Below are 23,699 nucleotides of genomic sequence, written 5' to 3'. Positions count from 1 at the left end.
GAAATGTAGTTTTATGAACTATTGTTCATGACAGTTACTTATTTGTGCTCAGGAATGATTTATGCTAAAATAACATAAACAGGGCATAAATCCTATAGTAGATAAGCTATATATATAACTAAAAAGCCGCTTTTTTACAAAAAAACCTACCGCTAGGGTTATTTTTTGCTGCAAATATAGCAGCAGTGGTTTATTTGCTAATCCCCTGCTAGTAACTAGCGGTATTATGGATACCACTGTTATTCCAATACTAATCAAAAAAGAAAAATTTAGTTTATTATGCAATCGATAGATTTTTAATAAAAGAGTTATAACAAACTATTTTATTATTAATCAAATAATAATCAATATTAATAATATCAACATATTTTTTAGTAAAAAATTGAGTTTAATTAGGATTATATTTTCCATATATAATGGAGTGTATTGATGCTAACTTCTTTAAAAGAAAAAATTGTATCAGTTTTTGTTTAATAAATTTTATGATTTTAACAATCACTTAACCTAATTAAAATAGCATGACAACTTGTTTTAAACAAATTTTATAATTATTTTTTTGGGGCCATTATCCGCTCAACAGTTTCAACTACTGCTTGGATATGAGCATCAATTTCAATATTAACTTTTTCACCAATACTCTTTTCTGCAATTGTAGTACGCGCAATGGTTTCTGGTATCAGATGGACACAAAAAAAATTATTAACCACATTCCCTACTGTTAAACTAATTCCATCTACACCGATAAAGCCCTTATGAAAAATATATTTCATTAATTGTTTATCATGTACATAAAAACAAATTTGGAGATTATTTTCAGCTTTTAAAATTTTTGATATTTCGACGGTAGTAATGATGTGACCAGACATAACATGTCCCCCAATTTCATCACCGTATTTTGCTGATCTTTCTAAATTAATCATATCCCCTATTTTTAAACTTCCTAAGTTTGTCAGTCGTAAAGTCTCCTCCATTAAATCAAAACTAACGAGATTGCCATTAATATAGGTAACTGTTAAACAGCACCCATTGTTAGCAACAGAGGCCCCTGTTTCTAAACCGCCGAGTAATTCACTCGGGAATTGGACGGTATAAGTACGAAAATTAACGCTATCTTCCACAGCAACTAATGTTGCTTTTCCTTTTACAAGACCTGTATACATATATTTAGTTCCTAATTTTAATAAGATATTAAGAGGTATTTTAAGCTAGTTATGCTATATAATCACTCTAGTAAAAATCAATATGTCAGTTTTATATATATTTAGCATTATAATTTTCCCAAATAAATACAATAATAAAATTTTAAAAGTATTAATTAATTTTCTGATTTCTATTCATTTTAAATAAGCTTTTTGTCGATATAGTAATAGCAGACAAAGTCAGTGAAACTAGTAACCTCTATCTTGTTACCTACTATTTTATTTGGTGACCGCTTATATTGTGCTACATCTAGTAGCAAAAGGTTTTGGATCGGTTTTGTTATCAGCTTAACAGTATCTTATATTATGATACTTTATTACATATTACAGCTTCAACGTCAGCTATAATAATTTTTATTACAGTATTTTTATGCTGAATAGTATTAAGTACAAGCAGTTAGATGTTAAATTTTGTTTTTTCTCTTGCTAGAATGGGAACTGCCTATTAATATTAGTTTCTATATTATTGTCATAGCAATTTTTATTGCGTCCGTAACTCAGTTGGTTAGAGTACCACCTTGACATGGTGGGTGCCAGTGGTTCGATTCCACTCGGACGCACCAATTATTACCAATACTGTTTCTAGTATGTAAAGTGAGTGAGTTTTATTACGCAATGAAAATTCTAGTTTATGCTTTTTCAACTAATAAATAATCACTTAACTAGAGTTATTTGTTATTAGTTTAAATCAATAGCTAGGCTAGCTATGAAAATTAGCGTAAATTAAAAAAAATAATGTAGCAAAATAATTTATTATCCCTGTAAAACTCAATATGAATAACTGTTTAATCCCTATTATGATATATCTTTTTATCCTACTGCATAAAATTTAATATTTACAAGAATAACTGTACTATAACAATTAAAGCGACGATTAATTTGAGCAACAATTGACCCATATAAATGTATAAAAATTACTTAACGATGTAATTGCCAATAAATAGGTTTAAAGTATTAAAGCCTTAATACATGTCGCTAAACAGATTGATAAGGCTAATCTAACATGTTTTAGCTGCCCAATAAAGGCAAGGTTCATTAATTAAAGGTAATAATCGCAATTTTGACTGGTGTTTGAATATCTTGTTTTTAATATATATAATCCTATCGTTTTGAGTTATTATAGCATCGTAAGCAGTTAAATAGCCAGTGCAATAGCGCAAGCGCTAATAAAAATTAAAATCACCGGATATTCCTAATACCCTCAATAGTATTAATGATTAAATAAATATGATATAAGCACCGGTGCAATGAATTTTATTACTCGCCACACACTTTTCTTATTAAAAGAAATACTAGGTAACACTATTATATCAATCTTTTGTAAAAAAAATAAAGATAATGTATACAGACAGCAACGGTAAAATACTGGAAGCAAAAACTCCCACCCAACACTAATGCTATAATAGGTAGTTAATAATATGTTACTAACAACAGTACTTACATAATCATACTAATATTAACAAAGTAGGTGTAAAAGCAGTAATATAAAATAGTTAAAATTAGTTATAATAGCACTAACTAACCATAATAAATAGATTATTAAAATATAAGGTAAAGTGATTATCAATAAACTAACAATTAAATAAAATTTATCTGGAATATAGATCATTCTGGAGGCATATAAATAATCCTAGGTGCTTCTCGGAACGATGGCTAATCAGCGAGTGTTAAGCATAACAATGAATTAGAATAACTATTTTTACTTAGCAAGTGAAAATAGATCATTATTATTCTGCTTTTGTTTGGTAAAAATTACCCTGATTATTATTTATAATTAGTGAGATTAAAATATGATGTAGCCATTAACAATTAATTGTTAAATAAACTTTTACATATCCTTCTTGGTTGAAACATATCTTTTTAAGTAAATTACCACGGCAATGATTATGTGGTATATAATTTGCTATGATTCTAGGCATCAGGTGCTGAACGTGCATATAAATTGAGTTACCAAGATAGCAAGGTTTAAAATCTACTATAATAATAGTACTAAAATTAATTACACTAATAATTTCATGTTTCTGTTTATCTCAGAATAGAAAAAGCCCTTTTAAAAATTTTTATTCAGATGATAATAATCATCCAAACTACAAGCATATAATCTAGTTAGGCAACTAAGCGTAGAAACAAACATTCAGTAATAGAATTACATTATTACTTTCTGGTTCAATATTGGAAAATAGTATTCATTAACAGGATATTTGAATATCCATCTATTTATTTTTTGGATCAAGATGGTAGGTAGTTTTTATTTATTATTATTGATGCAATATAGTACTGATACTGTTCTTGTTACTATACTCGTTGTCTTGCTTTTACTATATTTGATACATGTGCAATCATTTTTATTATCGCAAATTTTTCAAAATACTAGATGCTATCTTTCTATCGTATCTATACTCTCTACTAACCTGATATTGATCCTTCTAGGTATCAGTAAATTTTTTGCTATCAACGCTTTTTAAATATGTTTTTATTCTCACCAGTTATTTTATTGTTTACTGGCAACTTATGCGAATATTTCTCATTATATTAATGAAATAACTAACTGCTATTAAATAACAAATAAATGTATGCCATTTAACCATTAGATCTTTAATTTATCTGATTAGAATCAAAACTATTTTCGCTTCTTACAACGGTTCATGACTCGGTTACTTATCAGAATCCTAGAAATACCAACCATTTAGTTTATCTATTTTAAATCAATATGTTTTAATTTAGGTACCATCACCAGTTGAATCAGCTAGTGAATAAGCGTTTTATTGGCAGATCCACATGCTGGCAGCAGTTATAAGATTGGATTTACAGACACTGACTTGGCATATCTATAGGAAAAAAATTAATTATGAATAACTTGTTTGCAGGAGCACTATGCTCATGCGATCAATTAACAGAATTAAGGATTAGTGAATATAATATTAATGACTATCTAGCTAACCATATACACTATAGTGTTTGCTAAACTTGCTAATGTCAATATCGATCTAGCCAATTTTTCTACTCAAATAGGTCGTCCTGAACCAAAATTACCCTAACCGGAGTAGCTAAAATTAAGCTTGAAACACTATTAGGCTCAAAATATGCAGAAGTCTCTTTAACTATCACGTCACTACCCTATTTTAACGCAGCTACCGGTGATATCTATTAAAAATTTTTATAATTTTAGATCACAAAATTACCAAGCATTAAAATCATATTTTGAAAAAAATCCAGTCTATATATTACAACCAGAAAAAAATAAATCATAAGCATTAATAAAAAAAATTACTAAAGTACTTCAAGTTAAACAAGGTAAGTTAGTCATACTATTAGTAGAATAAACAAATTAGCAACTATTAAGCAGCTAAAAGGTTGCCTTTGGCAAACGATTAAATAGTGCCCCTAGCCCCTAGCTAGCATTAATAACGTAAAATTCATTTATTTCAAACTTATGCTATGCATTTAATAATTTTACTGATTAGTAAGAATAATAAAATATTGTCTGTAATATTAAATATATTGTTCTTTATTTATCTTGTTAACTGCAAAAGAAATAAAAGTAATAATATATTATTGACGGTTAGTCAACTTTTTTCTATAGTATCCTATGTAATTTTAGTATCACTACTATAGTGATAAGCGGTGAGGTATCCAAGTGGCTGAAGGAGCACGCCTGGAAAGTGTGTAACGGAAAAACGTATCGAGGGTTCGAATCCCTCTCTCACCGCCATATAAAATATATTATAACAAACATTTTTAGTTTCCTGATTTGCCAAAGATTTGTACACAAATCTGAGTAAGGTCTAGCTACACTACAGAGCAGCGCATTAGTACAAATACGATGGATTATCACATTTTGCATTATCCGGATCATTATGCAGAACTAATGAGTTACCGTTAAATACAACCGGGGAATAATTTGATATATTCACCATGAAATAAAACCATAACATATCTAACAATAAATTATAATAACCAAAGTTTACTCCACGATAACAGAGAATAATTTTTTTATTACCGGCTTCTTTATGAGTTTGACGTGCTAATAAAGCCGTACGATTTTTTATGATCAATACAATATAATCTGCTGCTTATTTATTGAGGATAAATGACTACATTATTACATTCAATATAAATAAGACAAGTCATTATAGATTTCATCTTGATGATCAAAAAAGCAATAATTTTTGCTAAATTATTAGCTCTTGTTACATTCTTTCTTCCATTAACCGTTGCTTTTATTGTACACAAACGTTTTGTGTATAATAATTAGATACGCAGTTTATTTTATATCTTTTCTTTTTATTAACATAACTAATTTACCCATTCGCTGATCCCCATTTATGGGGGTTACCAATAAGTACTTTCTTGAGAACACCATAGAATAAGTTTAGTTATAAAAATAATATGCATTCCCAGCAGTAGCTCAGATAAGCTAGTAAACTTCTATTACACTGCTAAAAATCCAATCTCTATAAAGTAAATTTAGTAATATATATACTTGCGTTTCTATATCATCATCTTATATTGTTTATCTTGCTTCCGCCACTAAAAGCAAAAGTTGTGCATTAACTTGTTAAACAGGATAATCTAGTCGAACAATCTATGAAACCTGTATAATAAGCTCAGTGGTGCTTTATTAAATTTGAAATCAGCGATGGGTTTCATCACATTTCCATTTACCTGCTGTAATACGACTATTACCTCCATAATCCTTAAAAGTTACTACCTGTTGATAATTATTATAGTAAAATAACTGCCTTACTTGCCTTCCCTGCAACCACCCGTGTTCGAGTAAAAGCCATCCATTATTAGTTAAATAATTACACGATTGTTCAATTATCAATTTAATATCAGCCAACCCATGATTAGCCGAGATTAATGCAGTTTTAGGTTCAAAACGCACATCACCTTGTTTTAAATATGGATCATATTCATCAATATAAGGTGGATTACTTACAATCATATCAAATTGCTGAATAGGTAGTGAAGTAAACCAATTACTTTTGCAAAATATGACATTATTCATCACCAAATTATTTGCATTAAGTTGGGCTAACTCAATTGCAGCATCACTAATATCAACGCCGACTATCTGCGCTTGTGGATACTCTGATGCTAATGCTAACGCAACAGCGCCGGTACCAGTACCAAAATCTAGTATTTTTACTCCTTGTTTTTCTGATAAAAATTGTAATGCGCGCTCAACTAAGCATTCTGTATCCGCACGAGGTATTAATGTAACAGGTGAAACTTTAATTGGTAAAGACCAAAACTCTTTTTCTTCTACTAAATAGGCTATAGGTTCACCCTTAGCTCGACGATCTAATAGATATTCAAGCTGTTGTTGTTGCTTAGTGGTTAATTCTGTTTCGTTAAATGCAATAAGGAAAGTACGTGTTTTTACTGTTATATATTGCAATAAAATTTCAGCATCACGTTTAGCACTATCACTATGGCAAAGTTTATTAGCAGCATAAGCTAACCAATGCTGATAATTCATTAATCCTGCTCCGATAAAGCAGAAACTTGATCTGCTTTATATTGGTTAATAATGGGTTGAATCAACATATCTAACTTTCCCCCTATCACTTCATTTAAACGATAAATAGTTAAATTGATACGATGATCGGTAATGCGACCCTGGGGAAAATTATAGGTTCGGATCCTATCGGAGCGATCACCAGATCCTAGTAAATTACGGCGCTCAGATGCTTCTATTTCACGGCGTTTCTGTAGTTCTAATGCCCGAATACGGGCAGCTAAAACAGACAGCGCTTTGGCTTTATTTTGATGCTGCGAACGTTCATCCTGACACTCTACTACAATTCCAGTTGGAATATGGGTAATACGGATCGCGGAGTCAGTGGTATTAACGTGTTGTCCGCCTGCCCCTGATGAACGAAAAGTATCAATTCTTAAGTCACTAGGGTTAATATCCTGTAATTCTGTTGCAGATATTTCAGCCAGAATGGCTACTGTGCAAGTAGAGGTATGAATACGTCCTTGAGATTCTGTTTCCGGCACTCGCTGGACACGATGTCCACCTGACTCAAACTTTAGACGGCTATATACATTATCACCAGAAACTTTAGCTATAATTTCTTTGTAACCACAGTGTTCTCTTTCAATCGCATTTATTACTTCAATACTCCAGCGATTAGAATCAGCATAGTTGTGATACATTCTAAAGAGATCACCGGCAAATATTGCCGCCTCATTACCACCGGTACCAGCCCTAATTTCTAAAAAGCAATTTTTTTCATCATCTGGATCTTTTGGTAACAATAAAATCTGTAACTGTTTTTCAAATTCATGATTACGCTTTTTCGTTTCTTTTAATTCTTCCTCGGCCAGATCGCGCATTTCCGGATCATGCAGTAATATTTTAGCTATCTCAATATCTTTCTGAAGATTGCTCCATAACTGAAAACATTTGGTTACATCAGTTAACTGCGCATACTCCTTAGATAATGCCTGAAACCGTTCTTGATTTGCGATTACTTCAGCATCAATTAGATGAGCTTGAATTTCTTCGTAGTGTTCTTGCAATGCTTCTAACTTAGCAATTATTGAAGACTTCATTCGTTATTTTAGACCTTACTAATGTTCAGTTTAATTTTGCTCTAGTCCTTAGCTATCTTTTAAAAGATTAAGATAGTGGACATATGTTACTGCTTAATTGATTTGGTTGGTGAGTGGATAAAGCAATTAATTAACAAATTTAGCAATTAGTTAATTAATTGCTCTCTGTCTGCACTATTTCGCAGTAAAGAAAGCTCTTTTTTGATCTATTTAGTTATTCAGCTTTATGTGCACAATAGTGATGCACTCTATAGAGATAAATATTTAGTTATCAATATATAATTTAATATCTGATAGAACAACCATATCAATCAGCAACATCGGCTTATCACACCTACCATGACTAATGATTGGTAAAGTTCTAGCAGTAGAACTAATAACAATATCTGCGCTAAACGGATATTAATTTCAGCTAAAGTGATAATTTTTGCAATAACTTGATTAGCAATCACTTCTCTAGCACTCCCAGTAAAATAAAAAATCTGATAAGCTAGCTTACATGCTATAAAAAAACTTAATCTAAAAATAAGTGCCGAAATAAAATATCCCATTTAATAGATAACTTTTTATAGTTCTGAGATTTAGAAAAAGCTTGTTTAAGCTTGATATAAAATATTTAGTTAACTTAAAACTGATAAATCTAATCAACTGGCAATATGAATTAAGTGGCTAACAGCAACATTATCTTAGTGCCAATAAATACTTACTATGACATCATTTTAATTTAAATGATAATCAATTAATTTATCTTATAGTGATTATTGTTAGTCAACAATAGAGATAAAGCTCAACATGTAGAGAGCACAATGCTATTATGAACAAGTTATTGCTTAAGTAAATTATTCAGTGCGGTTTCAGTTCTTTACAATCTAAAAGTTAACAGGTTACGTCATGTTATATGCTTGATTTTATACTTTATACCTAGTATAGATAATATCAGATTAACTAATCTTAAGGAACTTAATGTTTTCTAAATATTTGTTAAGCAGACTAAAATAAAACTAATAATTTTAATCAGTAAATTATGAATAGAAAATATTTCATGATGCTGATTTACAAGTAGTTTGCTAGTTTATGTGACTATTTTGATAAATTTATTCCGCTAGTTCCTTTTTAAAAAGGATTTATAAATTTAATTAACAACTTTTAAATAGCTTAATAACTTATCTATTATAAAGCTAACAAAATTTTAACCTAGTGGTATTTTAACTTATATTAGTACGGATAATAAAACCTATGCAAAATGCTTTTAGCAATAAAAATAAAATTATAGCTTAAGATAATACCTAATGTTCTTTAGTTAATGGATAGAGAATGTAAAAAATATGTTAAATATTCTTTAGCACTGTTAATTTATCAATTAACAGGTATGGTGATCATGATTTAAACAATGCCAGATTGGTAATTTGGTTGCTAACTAATTGCTCATCATTCAAATTTATAAGCAAATGGTCCGTTAAAAACCATCTAATATAGTAAAAATAGCGAACCTTGTATTTCAACGACCTTCCTTACAGCTAGGTGCAGATGTTACGGTATTCGTAATAGGTCATGCAGCCTTTGCACAAGGGATCGATGATTAAATTTTGCCTATTAATCCAGTATAAAAATAGTATTTAGTGGCCCACTCTGGAATAAATATCTTTACCCAACAAATTTTTATTGATCCAGAATTAAAACTAAATTCAGAAACCAGCTCTTTGCGGTCATTATTACAAGGTAAATATAAAAATTATTGTGAACCAATTGCAAGAAAACGTTTCTCTGAGGTTGAAGAGCTTATTTCATGGCTGCTAGAATATACATCATCGCCTCTTACCGGCACAGGTGCTTGCTTTTTTGCTGAGTTTGAATATCTGCTGCCCGTAAGGTGTTAAATAAAGCACCAGAGTGGGAAGGGGTTAACCAGTATCCTTTGCATACATTCCGCGCTGGTATTTCTCGATATTGAACCCAATAAAATAATATTTATGGTAGATAATATCTTTATAACCGCAAGCCTGAGGTTTTTTACGTGCTGGATATGAAGCTTTTTGCTGGTAATGCTACAATAGAACTTGCTCAACTTGTTGCTAATCGCCTTTATACTAATCTTGGTAACGCTGCGGTTGGTCGTTTTAGTGATGGTGAGGTGAGTGTACAAATTAATGAAAATGTCCGTGGGGGTGATATTTTCATCATACAATCAACGTGTGCACCAACAAATGATAATTTTATGGAGCTTGTTGTTATAGTTGATGCCCTACGCCGGGCATCTGCTGGTCGGATTACTGCTGTAATTCCCTATTTTGGTTATGCACGTCAAGATCGCCGCGTACGTTCAGCACGCGTGCCTATTACCGCTAAAGTAGTAGCTGATTTTCTTTCCAGTGTAGGTGTTGATCGTGTCTTAACTGTAGATTTACATTCAGATCAAATACAAGGTTTTTTTGATGTGCCTGTAGATAATGTTTTTGGTAGTCTAATTTTATTAGAAGATATGTTACAACAAAATCTATATAATCCGATTGTTGTTTCACCCGATATAGGCGCAGTAGTACGCGCCCGCGCTATTGCTAAATTATTAAATGATACAGATATGGCCATTATTGATAAACGTCGGTCACGGGCAAACGTTTCCCAAGTTATGCATATCATTGGTGATGTTGCTAATCGAGACTGTTTACTAGTTGATGATATGATCGATACCGGTGGTACCTTATGTAAAGCTACTGAAGCACTTAAAGAACGAGGGGCTAAACGGGTCTTTGCTTATGCTACCCATCCTATATTTTCTGGTAATGCCGTAGCTAATATTAAAGATTCAGTCATTGATGAGGTAATTGTTTGTGACACTATTCCATTATCAGCTGAAATAAAACAGCTCAATAAGGTTCGTTCTTTAACTCTATCAGGTATGTTAGCTGAAGCAATTCAGAGGATCAACAACGAAGAGTCAATATCAGCGATGTTTGAACACTAAATAATAAATTAAGCTCATCAAAATTTCGTATTATTCAAATTATGGTATTTATCACTAAAAACATAATTCAATATAGTATCAAGCAATACTGATAACAGTAATTTTTATACCAATTAATATTAGGTAATTTTAAAATAGGAAGTACTGTTTTAATTTTATCTCTTATTGTTATATGAAAATAATAATATTCCCTAATATAGGTTAATATAATTAACCTATTCTACTATCATTAAATTTAACTTTTGTACTATTTTGGCAGAAAAGGTAAACTATATTATTTAATTAAAACTACTCAATAGTACAATCATATTGTGAGTAATATAAAACTAATAGTTGGTCTTGCTAATCCAGGTTATAAATATGCGCTTACTAGGCATAATGTAGGCGCCTGGTATGTTGAATTATTAGCCAAACAACATAATAAATCTCTAAAAGAAGCAAGTAAATTTTTTGGTTATACAGCGAAGATCCAGTTGTCAGATAATGACGTTCGCTTACTAATACCGACAACATATATGAATCTTAGTGGAAAATCAGTATTAGCATTAGCTAATTTTTATTGCATAAAGCCAGCTGAAATTCTTATTGCTCATGATGAATTATATTTAATGCCAGGTACAGCAAAAATAAAATTAGGTGGTAGTAATGGTGGACATAACGGAGTTAAAGATATTCAAAATAAACTGGGCAAAAATTCTAATTTTTACCGTTTACGCATCGGTATTGGTCATCCAGGTGATAAAAATAAAGTTGTCAGCTTTGTTTTAAATAAACCATCCCTCCAGGAACAAAAATTAATTGATAATACCATTGTTGAAACCATACGTTGCACACATATTCTCTTTAATGAAGGAGTTAATAGGGCAGTAAACCAGTTACACGCTTTTAAGGTATATATATAGTTAATGCTATTCTTCAGCAATATCAGGTTTACGGTTATAAAAATTGATAAATTTATTTATATTTATCAATTAGCGAGATGCAATTTAACATATAAAAATTAATGGAACATATTTATGAGATTTAAATGCGGTATTGTTGGGTTGCCCAATATAGGAAAATCAACGCTTTTTAATGCACTTACTAAAGCCGGAGTTGAGGTAGCAAACTTTCCTTTCTGTACTATTGAGCCTAATATGAGGGTGGTATCGATGCCTGATACTCGTCTTGATCAATTAGCGAATATTATTAAACCACAGCGAGTATTACCCACCACCATGGAATTTATCGATATTGCTGGACTGGTAAAAGGTGCGTCTAAAGGAGAAGGTTTGGGCAATAAATTTTTAACTAACATCCGTGAAACTAAAGCGCTCGGCCATGTTGTTCGCTGTTTTAACAGTGATAATATCATCCATGTTGCTGGTCAGGTCAATCCGTTAGCAGATATTAATACCATTAATACTGAATTAGCATTAGCTGACCTAGATACCTGTGAACGCGCTATTCATCGTCTTAAGAAAAAAGCTAAATGTGTAGACAAAGAAGCAAATATTGAATTAGACATTTTGACAAAATGTCTACCGTATCTTAAAAAAGCAGAGATGCTAAGAACTTTAGCGTTAAGTAAAGAAGAAAAAGCGGCCATCAGCTATCTTAGTTTTTTAAGCTTAAAACCAACCATGTATATTGCCAATGTTAGTGAAGATGGGTTTAACAACAATCCGCACCTAGAGGTAGTACGAGCCATTGCTGAAAAAGAAGGATCGGTTGTCGTGCCAGTATGCGCTACTGTTGAAGCTGATATTGCTGGACTGAATGAAGATGAACGTGAAAAATTTATGGTGGAGTTAGGTATTGAAGAACCAAGATTAAATTATGTAAGGCGAGCCGGTTATAAGTTACTTAATTTACAAACTTATTTTACTGCCGGGGTCAAAGAAGTTCGTGCCTGGACCATTCCAGGTGGTGCCACAGCACTACAAGCTGCCGGTAAAATTCACACTGACTTTAAAAAAGGGTTTATCCGTGCTCAGACAATCTCATTTGCTGATTTTATTCACTATAACGGCGAGCAAGGTGCGAAAGAAGCAGGGAAAATGCGCGCCGAGGGGAAAGATTATATTGTGCAAGATGGCGATGTGATAAATTTTTTGTTTAATGTTTAATTCACTTTAGTAATTTTAAAAAAAAATTAAAATAATAGATAAAGATCACAAAAGATTTAAGACCCAAAATAACTTACATGGACTTTATATTTGTTAGAGCTCAATTTTAAATTGATAGATTAATCAAAGCCAAGTACAAAAGTGAATCTTATTATTACAACCATTGGTTATGGTAAAAATAAGTGTAACAGCTTTTCAAAGCACATCACATTGCTCTACTACGTTATAGAAGATAGGATCTGTTTGATAATATTTATTCTTTACTATTATGACCCATAATAATAGTCTAATTATAGATATCTATAAATTGATTACTAGTTCAAATTTTTTGTACCATTTCTGATAAAAAACAATTTTTATACCTAGGTTCAATATATTCAAGTTATCTATATATTATGTTTATCTATTTCTAGTGTAGAGCTAAATATTATCATTGCCCTTTCAAAATTATTAATTTATTTTCTGAATTTATTATAACTACTCTTAGTTTTATTTTTTTTATCAACTAATTACCAGGTGAATTAACCGCTCAAAAATATATTATAATACCGGGTAATTTTGCCAATTAGTTAATTTTTAACTAGAAATTGTCTATTCCTGGTTATTAGCTTGACAATAGTAAGATTATATTAGCTATACTTATAAAATAATAATACAGGTAACATGTTTTTTTACTTTATTTTCAACTGGTTTAGCGGCGAATCATCTTCGGCCTTATCGCATAATCTTGTGGAGATAAAAATCTATATTAGGTTGGTCGGTATTATCTTAATGATTAAGATAAGTGCCCATACGTAAAGCTTTAATACGTTTATCAATAGGGGGGTGAGATAAAAACAACTCACTAAAAGATTTAGTACGTCCGTTGATGCAAAAAGCTATTATACTGCTAGCTTCCTGCGGTTCATAACTTATTTTTAGCCGCTGTAGAGCCGAAATCATTTTTTCTTTACCTACTAAATTAGCTGACCCTGCATCAGCGCGGAATTCACGATAACGTGAGAACCACATAGTAATAATACTAGCCAAAATGCCGAATACACTTTCTAACACTATTGATACCGCAAAGTAAATTAATTTATTACCCTGTCTATTTTCACTGTCATTGTTATTATTTGATAAAAATCTAGATGCCAGCTGAGCAATTATACGCGAAATAAAAATAACAAAAGTATTTACTATCCCTTGTAATAAAGTCATTGTGACCATATCACCATTAACAATATGACTTATTTCGTGCGCTATAACCGCTTCTGCTTCATCCCTATTCATACTTTTTAGTAAACCCGTGCTAACAGCAACCATTGCCGCATCACGATAAGCTCCAGTAGCAAAAGCATTAATATCTAGTGCATTATAAATAGCTACTTCTGGCATTTTAATGCCAGCTTGATCGGACTGAAGTTTAACAGTATTTAACAACCAATGATCTATTTCTGTTGTTGGATTTTCAATTACTTGACCATCGATAGAACGTAATGCCATCCATTTTGACATTAATAATGAGATAAATGAGCCACTAAACCCCAAAAGTCCAGCCATAATTACTAGCTCTGAAACGCTTTGTTCCTGAATACCGGTTAAACTCAAAATAATTCCAAATACAAACATTACCAATAAGTTTGTAAGTAAAAACAAGGCTATTCGCATCATAAAAATTTATTTCCTTTATTAATTAACAACAATGAACATTAAATTAGTAATATAAATAATGCTTTGAAAATATTTTCCTAAATTGTTATTGGGTATAAAAACTACTCAACTTTACATTTTTATAAAAAACTAGTATTTATATTATATTTAAATAATAATTATTATATAATTTATGGGTTTCTATAAAAAAACTATAGTTAAACACTATACAAAATAACTATAATAAATTATCTGGTTGTTGACAACCTATAGTTACTCAAGGAAAAATATAATATTTATATTAAATTAATTATACTAACCATTTTTAGATAAAATAATTATATATCAGAATATAAATTTAATATTTAAACTTAATATTTAACAATTAATTTAATTAAATTAAAATATAAAAATAGTTTACTGATAAAAAACAAACTTAATTATGTTAAGGTATATAATTAAAATTTAATGTCTACAATCAAGCATTTAAAATTAATGTAACTGTAATGTTTATTAATTTGTCGCTTTTTTAGTAAAAAAAATAAAAAATACCTAATTACCAGCATAATTTTATTTAAATTTTAGCTGTTATTTTAAAATAATTTTCTGAATTAATTAATTTTTAAAAAGTTGTTGCTGTAGCAACAACGATACACTGAATTAAATTTAAAAGTTATTTTAACCTGTAATAAACTATATGTACTAAAAAACTAGCTTTTGCTAGTTTTTATTTTAAGTAAAAATAATTTTTTTATTATTTTTAGCCAGATACTAAGCTTGTTAATTTTAAGATCAACTAAAATTTTACTATTTTATCAAACGATGTATCTGGTAATTTATAATTTTTAGGTAAATTATCTTTAATAATTATTTACTTTGTTAAACAAAGTGTTCATTAATATTACTTAATTTAATTGTGTCAGCTTCTTTATTTTTAATAACATCTATCATTAACTTACCTGTTTCGCCCACACCAATTATCTTATTGCTAACCTTTAATAATTTAACTTTTCCTGCTGGGCCACCCATTTAGTTGATAAGAATATAATCTTCCTCTTGCCGTGCTCCTATACCTATACCTTCTAATGATAAACTTATTTTTTAGTTAAATTGTTCAGTTTTTAGGGGATAAAGATAGTTAGTATGTTGATCTATTTTTTTTGCAAAAGCATCCATAATTAATTGAAAAACATCTTCACTTTACTTTTGCGCAAGCCGTTTAAATGCCAAATTATAGCCTTTTCCTTTTGTTAAACTTAGTTTAATTTCTATATTATTTTTACCAGATAATTTTAGCTTTAACCAATCAAATTTTACTTTAGCATTCCATAGATTATTTAACTAATCAAAAGTTTTAGGCCAATGAGCTTTACTTCTATCAACTTCAATGACATCGTTTTTAGTAAAATCTAGCGGCATATAAAGCAAAGCATACTAAAAAAGCTCATAGCGCCGCTGTTGTGCTCAATTAAATATCTCACTCATATAGCTGTCCTACTTTTATTTTCTCACTAGTAAATTTATTAATATCTAATTGTAAAAAAAAATTATGGATATAAGCCAATAGATTTAAATATCTAGCAAAAATCTTACTAGAAAAGTTTTGATCTAAATCAAATTGAAGATAGTCAGAAAGTGTAAATAGTAATGGTGTTCTTGTTTGAGATGAGGAAGCTTATGAATTGCTACAGTATCTCAGTAAGAATGAATTAGTCATTGCAGTTATACTAAAAAGCAAGTTGAATATAATTATTTATGCTGTGATTAGCCTCCGTATCATAACTTTAAATGCTCAGTGCGTACAATCATTACCAATCCAGTTGGTAATTGTACCCGAACACTATCTTTAGCTATATCAACTACTGACGCATTTATAATAATTTGGCCAACCATAACATTTAATTCTTGCCCAATTTTTAAGGTAGAAATATCCTTTATCGACTGTAATTTCGCTAGATTAGTTCTCTTACTATTATGGGTTTTGTTAGCTTTATTTTTAGAATAAAAATAATGTTTATTTTTTTTATTTATTTTTTTAGGCTTTGAGCAAGAAGGCTCGCTTATATTACTAGAACTTCTTAAGAAGATCTTTTTTTTATCTATTTTCTGCTCCTTATGTTTAAATTCTTCTTTTATTAATTTTTGTTCTGTTCGCTTAGCTTTAATACGATCTTTTGTATCCATTACCTGTTTACGCGCATACTCCACATGATCTAATTTTAAATTACCACAATTATTACCACTTAAATCAATACGTTTAGCACCTTCTTTGATACCATATAGATAGCGACAACTAGAAGTATACATCCTCAAAGCATATCGCAATTGGGTTTTACTGATACCATCATCTTCAGTCAGTTTATCTAGAATATCCTGAAAGATGCCAATCTTTAGTGGACGAGCTTCACCTTCAGCAATAAAGCAGTTAGGAAAACGTTTAGCCAAAAAAGCAATTATTTTTTTACTATTATTTAACTTAGGTTGATTTTCCATGAAATTTCCTGATTACAACTAGTTTGCTAACTAACGCAGGCATGAACAGGCAATATTATAAGCGCGTTACAAACAATTTCCATGTAAACAAATTTTACAATTATGTTAATTTTTGTATATTTTGGTATAATACAAAGTATTATAGGTCTTTCAGACTATTTCACTCCATTTCATCAAAAGGATTAAAAATAGGATTATCAATCTCTAATACGCAAATTAATTTTTTATTAATTCCCATCTTAAAAACTATCTATTAATAACTGATGCTATCGCATAGCAATGTGCCTAGTCCTCTGTTTTTTATAAAAGTAGTCCTAAAATAAACTTTATTTGCAAGTTAGGATAGTTTAATAATAGCATTTAAAAGATATATCGTTAATTCTAATACTAGGTATTAGTAAATTTATCTAGAGAGAAGTGTATTAAAATTTATCATAGAGATTTAATAAAATGTAATTTTATGGCTAGCTGTTAATTATAAATTAAACTATCTATAAAAAATATTTACTATATTAAACTAATATTAATTTTTTTTATAGTAAATTGATCTATCTCCTTAAATTTAATTTAAATTAATCATTATTTATTATCAATTTTTAATATACTTAATATATTTTATTGATTTTTATTAAACTATAAAATAACTTTTTTAAAAAATTATTATTATATAAATAATAATGGCAACTAAATCTATTTTGAATAGATATTATAAATTCAGCTATTGATTTAATTTTTTTACTGTTTATTTTTGTAACATAGTTAATAATTAGTATATTATTACATAATAATTTTATTTTATTGCCTCAACGTATTTATCCTAGTAATAAATATTTTGTATTTAAAATAAAAAATACTGTTATTTAATCAAATTAGTTAGGCTAAAATATTTTTTTAAATAAAAAAAACTATATAAAATATTATATAAATAATATAAAGTTACATCTTCATTCTAGTACAATCAGCATGTTTGAATAAAATTATTTTGTATTTTTGCTTTAATTTGCTACTTGGGTAAATTATTACAATTGCTAAATTTAGCCATTCTTAACTAATTAATTTCAATACCCTGATATTTTTTTAAAATACTAATGTTTCTAATTTAACAATAAATAACATAAAAAGTCTCTTTATCAATTTTGCATTTACTCTTTTAAAATTTTTTAAGATTAGTAAGTATAATTATATGTATAAAACAGTATTAATAATATTAACAATATGCTATGAAGTAAAAATGTTATTTATCTTACTTTAGGTTGCTAATAGTTTGCTTTTGCGCATATTTCGTTATTGAATAAAGCAATCTCAACTACTCATCCCTTGAGCTCTCAATTAATTAATAAGTTCAATAGCTTCTTGTTACTATTTATGATTTAACGTGGGCATATATTAAGCTATTTATTTTTCAATGATGTTTTACATTTTTTAATATCATTATTAACATTAGCATAGTTTGGCTTATGAAAAATATGGTAGTATCATTAATTAATAACCATTATTGTATTTTAAATAAATAATATGAGCATCCAAACAATCAAATTAACTTATTCATTAGGTGTAGCTTTAAATTATTTTAATGCTATAGCTAGCCAGCCATGGGCGATGTTATTATATTCAGGTAATGCTATTCACCGATATAATCGTTTTGATATTATTGTCGCTGACCCAATAACTACGTTGGAAACGAGAAACAATGTAACGCAAATTAACCGTAAAAATGAAAAAATTAGATCAAAGCTTGATCCTTTTGAGCTATTAAAAAATGAACTTAAATATTTAAATTTAGTTTTTGAAGTAAATAGTGATCTACCTTTCCAAGGTGGTGCTTTAGGCATATGGGGCTATGATTTAGCCAGACGAACAGAAATTTTACCCGAACAGGCTGAGAAAGAATTAAGCTTTCCTGATATGGCAATAGGTGTTTACCTTTGGGCATTAATTGTTGATCATCATAAAAAAATAGTAACTTTGCTGAGTTATCAAAATGTTAAAAAACGCTTGTTTTGGTTAGAAAATCAAATTAAAACACCAACTAAAGAGTTTAAAATGTGTGAATCATTTCAAAGTAACATGTCAAAACAGCAATATCACCATAAAATTAGTCAAATTCATCAATATTTACGCGAGGGTGATTGTTACCAAATTAATTTAGCGCAACGTTTTAAAGCTAAATATCAAGGTAATGAATGGGATGCATTTCTTAAACTTAATCAAAATAATCATGCTCCTTTTTCTGCCTTTATTCGTTTAGAACAAAATTGTGTAATTAGTGTATCACCAGAACGTTTTCTTTGGCTTCACAACGATTCAATTCAAACTCGTCCAATTAAAGGCACATTACCTAGGCTGAAAGATGCCCAAGAAGATCAAGAACAGATAAAACGGTTACAATCATCAACTAAAGATCGTGCTGAAAACGTAATGATAGTTGATTTATTACGCAATGATATTGGTAAAGTAGCAATACCAGGAACAATCATGGTTCCAGAACTGTGTGGAGTAGAATCTTTTCTAGCTATTCATCATTTAGTCAGCACGATTGTTGCACAGTTACCATCTCACTACCATGCTACTGATCTATTAAGAGCTTGCTTTCCAGGGGGCTCGATTACCGGCGCACCCAAAATACGTTCAATGGAAATTATTGATGAACTTGAACCTCATCGTCGTCATAGCTACTGCGGAGCGATTGGTTATATTAGTTTCTGCCGTACGATGGATACTAACATCAACATACGTACCTTATTAACTGAAAATGAATATCTTTATTGCTGGGCAGGCGGAGGAATTGTGGTAGATAGTACAGCAGAAAAAGAGTATCAAGAGATTTTTGATAAACTGAGTAGAATATTACCTGTATTAGAAAATAATTAACATTAATAAATATATTAATTTATTTTATTTTTCTCATGGCACAACTTAATATGTTAATGTTTATAGCACAAAAAGGGCTACCGTGCTATTATATATTTTTTTACTAAAAAATTAATAACTTACGCTATCATGATAGTTAATTTTTTTCTTTTTTGCGCTTGTAAACACGATGATTAATAGTTTAATTGCAATTGCTTTACACTAATATAATTTCCGTTATGGGTGCTATAACCGCACACAATAATAATGATGCCGCAGGCATCATTGTAGCTCTTACTATAATAACTATATAAAACCGGTTATACCTGCTATTTATAGTTGTTACTTTTTATTTTCAGGAAGCAATTTTTATTAATTTACAAATGCATCAGGTACCGAAGTAAGTGCTAAGGTAAAGTAGCATTTGCATGTTTAATAGCAGCTGCTGGGTTAGCTTAATTAATGGGGATGGTGGATAATCTAGAATAAGTATGTCTGTATTTAAGATAAAATTAGTATGGAGCATAATTTGTGATTAAGTTGTAGAACAAGTTCAAGTTTCTTGTATTAAACTTAATGCGATTGATTCATTATACATATTAAAATATATTCCTTTAATTTTATATTAAATTATTCAATTAATTTTTAAACTATCCTTTAGTAAAGGATAGTTTATATCTGTATAATAAAAAATTATATTTTATTATTATTTCATACAAGATAATAACGACTATAATTAAATTAATTGATGAAATTTATCTTTTTCTAAATATATTTAGATGTATTTTACATTTTCTTATTAGCCGCATATTTTTCTCATATTTAAATGATAATATATAAAAGTAATTAATTAGTTTCAATTATGGTGAATGCTTCATAATATGAAAAACTATTCATCTATCAACGGATGAACTTTAACGATTATTTTTATTATTAAATTTACTTATTAAGGGGAAAAGTAGTGAGTGTAGCTATTATAATTATCACTCATGGATTTGCTGCAAAACAGTTGCTAATGACCACTGAAATGTTAATTGGCAAACAAAAAAATATCGCTTCTATTGATTTTGTTCCAGGTGAAAACGCTGATACATTAATTGAAAAATATAATAAGAAGCTTAATGAGTTTGATGTTTCTCAAGGGGTGTTATTTTTAGTAGATATGTGGGGAGGCAGTCCATTTAACGCTGCTAATCAAATTATAGAAAGTAAAGATAAGGATAAATATGATATAGTTACCGGTGTTAATGTCCCGATGTTAGTTGCTACGTTACTATATCGTGATGATGAGCCGACTTTTAATGAATTAGTTAGCACTGCTATTGAAATGGGCCGCCGCGAAATTAAAGCGCTCAATAGTCAGCATATTATCAATAAAAAGCAAAATAACTTTCCGCCAACTTCCCTATTACAGGTAGCAAATTCACCTACACAAGGCAATATGGTTATTGCCCTTGCACGTATTGATGATCGTTTAATTCATGGTCAAGTAGCTACTCGTTGGACTAAAGAGACCAACGTTAAGCGTATTATCGTGGTAAGTGATGAAGTTGCTAAAGATCATGTTCGTTCAAATTTATTAAAACAAGTTGCACCTCCGGGTGTTATTGCGCATGTTGTTAACATAGAAAAATGTATTCGTGTACTTAATAATCCTAAGTATTCTGGTGAACGTGTTATGCTTTTATTTACCAATCCAACAGACGTTCTACATGTCGTAGACGGAGGTATCAAAATAAAATCTGTTAATATTGGTGGCATGGCTTACTGTAATGGTAAAACACAAGTTAATAATGCTATTTCGATCGATAATGAAGATATTGATGCTTTTAATCAATTATCTAAACGAGGCATTGAGCTTGAAGTGCGTAAAGTTTCTAGTGACAGTAAACTAGATATGTTAACTCTTATCAAAAAAGTAAAAAAATGAGTTTTCTGGTTTAGTTATCCGTTCAAGACTTTAAAATAGATTTACCAATTTTGTTGATTACAGGAGACAATAAATGGAACTTACTGTTGTTAAAATCATACTCGTTTTCATTGTTTCCTGTATTTCAGGGATGGGTTCTGTTCTAGATGAATTCCAATTTCATCGTCCTTTAATTGCTTGTACATTAATTGGACTTGTACTAGGTGATGTAAAAAAAGGGATAATTATTGGCGGAACCCTTGAAATGATTGTACTCGGCTGGATGAATATCGGCGCTTCCATGGCACCTGATGCTGCTCTAGCTTCAATTATTGCTACTATTATGGTTATTGCTGGTGGGCAAGGTATAGGTACTAGTATTGCTCTTGCCATTCTTTTAGCTGCCGCAGGACAAGTATTAACAGTTATTGTTCGTACAATAACTGTTGCTTTTCAACACGCATCTGATCGTGCTGCTGTATCTGCTAATTTACGTGCATTAACTATCATTCATATCTTAGCCATGTTATTACAGTCTATGCGTATTGCTATTCCATCTTTAATTGTTGCTATCTCTGTAGGCACTTCAGAAATCCAACACCTACTGTATTTAATTCCAGAGGTTGTCACTAAAGGATTAAATATTGCTGTCGGTATGATTGTAGTTGTTGGTTACGCTATGGTAATCAATATTATCCGTGTAGGTTATCTTATGCCATTCTTCTACTTGGGCTTTGTAACTGCTACCAATTTTAACTTAGTGGCGCTTGGTCTTATTGCTATTATGATCTCTATTTTATATATTCAACTAAGTCCTAAATACAACCAATCAAAAGTTGATGTTTCTACAAATCATAGCAATAGTGACTTAGATAATGAATTAGATTAATTAAGGAATTGAATAATGGAATATACCACTTCAGCAAACCAAACAAAACAAAAAAAGCTTACTGTTGGTGATATTATAGGAGTTTTTTTACGTTCTAATCTTTTTCAGGGATCGTGGAACTTTGAACGTATGCAAGCACTTGGATTTTGTTTTTCATTGATTCCAGTGATCCACCGTTTATATCCTGAAAACAGTGAAGAACGTAAACAAGCCATTAAACGCCATCTTGAGTTTTTTAATACCCATCCTTATGTTGCAGCCCCTATTTTAGGTGTCACCATAGCGATGGAGGAACAAATAGCTAATGGTGCAGATATCGATGATTGTGCAATTAATGGTATAAAAGTAGGTTTAATGGGACCTTTAGCTGGCGTTGGTGACCATATTTTTTGGGGCACAGTGCGTCCAGTATTTGCTGCTTTAGGAGCCGTAATGGCAATTTCAGGTAGTTTACTAGGACCTCTACTATTTTTTATTTTATTTAATTTAGTTCGTTTACTAACCCGTTATTACGGTGTTACCTATGGCTATAAAAAAGGGCTAGATATAGTTCATGACATGGTTGGTAGCTTTTTACAAAAAATGATCGAAGGTACTTCTATCCTAGGTCTATTTTTTATGGGCGGATTAGTAAATAAGTGGACTAATGTTAATATCCTTTTGGTTGTATCAGAGATAAAAAATATCACTACTGGTGAAGTGGTAATTACTACTGTACAAACTATTCTCAATCAATTAATGCCTGGTTTAGTGCCATTATTACTAACTTTTTGCTGTATGTGGTTGTTGCGCCGTAAGATTAATCCATTATGTATTATTATTGGGTTATTTATTCTAGGTATTGTTGGCTACTGGGCTGGAGTTTTAGGCTAAACCACTAAATATATTAATTTTAAATTGCGAGAGTTTATAACCTTAACCTCCAGGATTTTATTTTATCTTTATAGTAGAAGAATAATTAATTTGATTTTTTGCTCATATATTTTTAATATACTTATTTATTAATGATAACATATATTATTTCTTTTTATTTAACATTTATTTTTTATCCAAAGATGTAATATTTATAGTAATTTTATCCCACCAAATT

Annotated in this window: 14 protein-coding genes, 2 tRNA genes and 3 pseudogenes; 10 read left to right on the top strand and 9 right to left on the bottom strand. The window is 30.0% G+C overall.

Annotated features, from left to right (window positions below):
• Window positions 1–548: 548 nt before the first annotated feature.
• On the bottom strand, window positions 549–1,160 hold the full coding sequence (locus WBAF_RS00845; protein ID WP_121463204.1) for a riboflavin synthase subunit alpha: 612 nt from the start codon (window positions 1,158–1,160) through the stop codon (window positions 549–551).
• 525 nt (window positions 1,161–1,685) lie between these two features.
• On the opposite strand from WBAF_RS00845, the gene WBAF_RS00840 reads away from it, so the two are divergent.
• Window positions 1,686–1,762 (top strand) — tRNA-Val (locus tag WBAF_RS00840).
• A gap of 386 nt (window positions 1,763–2,148) precedes the next feature.
• Here the strand turns inward: WBAF_RS00840 and WBAF_RS02675 are convergent.
• Window positions 2,149–2,285 (bottom strand): annotated as a pseudogene (locus WBAF_RS02675) (hypothetical protein); the annotation flags it as partial.
• 2,537 nt (window positions 2,286–4,822) lie between these two features.
• Between WBAF_RS02675 and WBAF_RS00830 the strand changes: the two are divergent.
• Window positions 4,823–4,911, top strand: a tRNA-Ser gene (locus WBAF_RS00830).
• 921 nt (window positions 4,912–5,832) lie between these two features.
• Here the strand turns inward: WBAF_RS00830 and prmC are convergent.
• The 3 genes from prmC to WBAF_RS00815 form a co-directional block, all read right to left on the bottom strand.
• On the bottom strand, window positions 5,833–6,684 hold the full coding sequence (gene prmC / locus WBAF_RS00825; RefSeq protein ID WP_121463203.1) for a peptide chain release factor N(5)-glutamine methyltransferase: 852 nt from the start codon (window positions 6,682–6,684) through the stop codon (window positions 5,833–5,835).
• Entirely contained in the window at window positions 6,684–7,766 is a 1,083-nt protein-coding gene (gene prfA, locus WBAF_RS00820; protein WP_121463202.1) for a peptide chain release factor 1, read from the bottom strand. Before prfA ends, prmC begins: the two co-directional genes overlap by 1 nt.
• A gap of 311 nt (window positions 7,767–8,077) precedes the next feature.
• On the bottom strand, window positions 8,078–8,317 hold the full coding sequence (locus tag WBAF_RS00815) for a hypothetical protein (protein WP_121463201.1): 240 nt from the start codon (window positions 8,315–8,317) through the stop codon (window positions 8,078–8,080).
• A gap of 960 nt (window positions 8,318–9,277) precedes the next feature.
• Between WBAF_RS00815 and WBAF_RS00810 the strand changes: the two are divergent.
• The 4 genes and pseudogenes from WBAF_RS00810 to ychF form a co-directional block, all read left to right on the top strand.
• Window positions 9,278–9,717 (top strand): annotated as a pseudogene (locus WBAF_RS00810) (4-(cytidine 5'-diphospho)-2-C-methyl-D-erythritol kinase); the annotation flags it as partial.
• 63 nt (window positions 9,718–9,780) lie between these two features.
• Complete coding sequence (locus WBAF_RS00805) at window positions 9,781–10,728, top strand: ribose-phosphate pyrophosphokinase (protein ID WP_121463199.1); 948 nt, start codon at window positions 9,781–9,783, stop codon at window positions 10,726–10,728.
• Between the two features lie 311 nt (window positions 10,729–11,039).
• Window positions 11,040–11,630, top strand: coding sequence for an aminoacyl-tRNA hydrolase (pth, locus tag WBAF_RS00800; RefSeq protein ID WP_121463198.1), 591 nt, complete (start codon window positions 11,040–11,042; stop codon window positions 11,628–11,630).
• Window positions 11,631–11,744: 114 nt separating this feature from the next.
• Window positions 11,745–12,836: a redox-regulated ATPase YchF gene (gene ychF, locus WBAF_RS00795; RefSeq protein ID WP_121463197.1), complete on the top strand. Its 1,092-nt coding sequence runs from the start codon at window positions 11,745–11,747 to the stop codon at window positions 12,834–12,836.
• A gap of 768 nt (window positions 12,837–13,604) precedes the next feature.
• On the opposite strand, the gene htpX is transcribed toward ychF, so the two are convergent.
• The 4 genes and pseudogenes from htpX to proQ form a co-directional block, all read right to left on the bottom strand.
• A complete protein-coding gene (gene htpX / locus WBAF_RS00790; RefSeq protein ID WP_121463196.1) occupies window positions 13,605–14,489 on the bottom strand; it encodes a protease HtpX in 885 nt (294 codons plus the stop codon).
• Window positions 14,490–15,347: 858 nt separating this feature from the next.
• Entirely contained in the window at window positions 15,348–15,497 is a 150-nt protein-coding gene (locus WBAF_RS00785) for a hypothetical protein (protein ID WP_172575476.1), read from the bottom strand.
• A 448-nt stretch (window positions 15,498–15,945) separates the two neighbouring features.
• Window positions 15,946–16,086 (bottom strand): annotated as a pseudogene (locus tag WBAF_RS02580) (hypothetical protein); the annotation flags it as partial.
• A gap of 158 nt (window positions 16,087–16,244) precedes the next feature.
• Window positions 16,245–16,961: an RNA chaperone ProQ gene (gene proQ / locus WBAF_RS00775; RefSeq protein ID WP_121463195.1), complete on the bottom strand. Its 717-nt coding sequence runs from the start codon at window positions 16,959–16,961 to the stop codon at window positions 16,245–16,247.
• Between the two features lie 1,515 nt (window positions 16,962–18,476).
• Between proQ and pabB the strand changes: the two genes are divergently transcribed.
• The 4 genes from pabB (at window position 18,477) to WBAF_RS00755 (ending at window position 23,482) form a co-directional block, all read left to right on the top strand.
• Window positions 18,477–19,832 (top strand): aminodeoxychorismate synthase component 1, encoded by a 1,356-nt coding sequence (pabB, locus tag WBAF_RS00770; protein WP_121463194.1) that lies wholly within the window; start codon window positions 18,477–18,479, stop codon window positions 19,830–19,832.
• A gap of 940 nt (window positions 19,833–20,772) precedes the next feature.
• Window positions 20,773–21,741, top strand: coding sequence for a PTS mannose transporter subunit IIAB (gene manX / locus WBAF_RS00765; RefSeq protein WP_121463193.1), 969 nt, complete (start codon window positions 20,773–20,775; stop codon window positions 21,739–21,741).
• A gap of 73 nt (window positions 21,742–21,814) precedes the next feature.
• Complete coding sequence (locus tag WBAF_RS00760; RefSeq protein WP_121463192.1) at window positions 21,815–22,609, top strand: PTS mannose/fructose/sorbose transporter subunit IIC; 795 nt, start codon at window positions 21,815–21,817, stop codon at window positions 22,607–22,609.
• Between the two features lie 15 nt (window positions 22,610–22,624).
• Window positions 22,625–23,482 (top strand): PTS mannose transporter subunit IID, encoded by an 858-nt coding sequence (locus tag WBAF_RS00755; protein ID WP_121463191.1) that lies wholly within the window; start codon window positions 22,625–22,627, stop codon window positions 23,480–23,482.
• Window positions 23,483–23,699: the final 217 nt, after the last annotated feature.

Origin of the sequence: Arsenophonus endosymbiont of Aleurodicus dispersus (genome assembly GCF_900343015.1) — a bacterium.
Lineage (GTDB): Bacteria > Pseudomonadota > Gammaproteobacteria > Enterobacterales > Enterobacteriaceae > Arsenophonus.
This window is presented reverse-complemented; position numbering and strand designations above follow the sequence as displayed.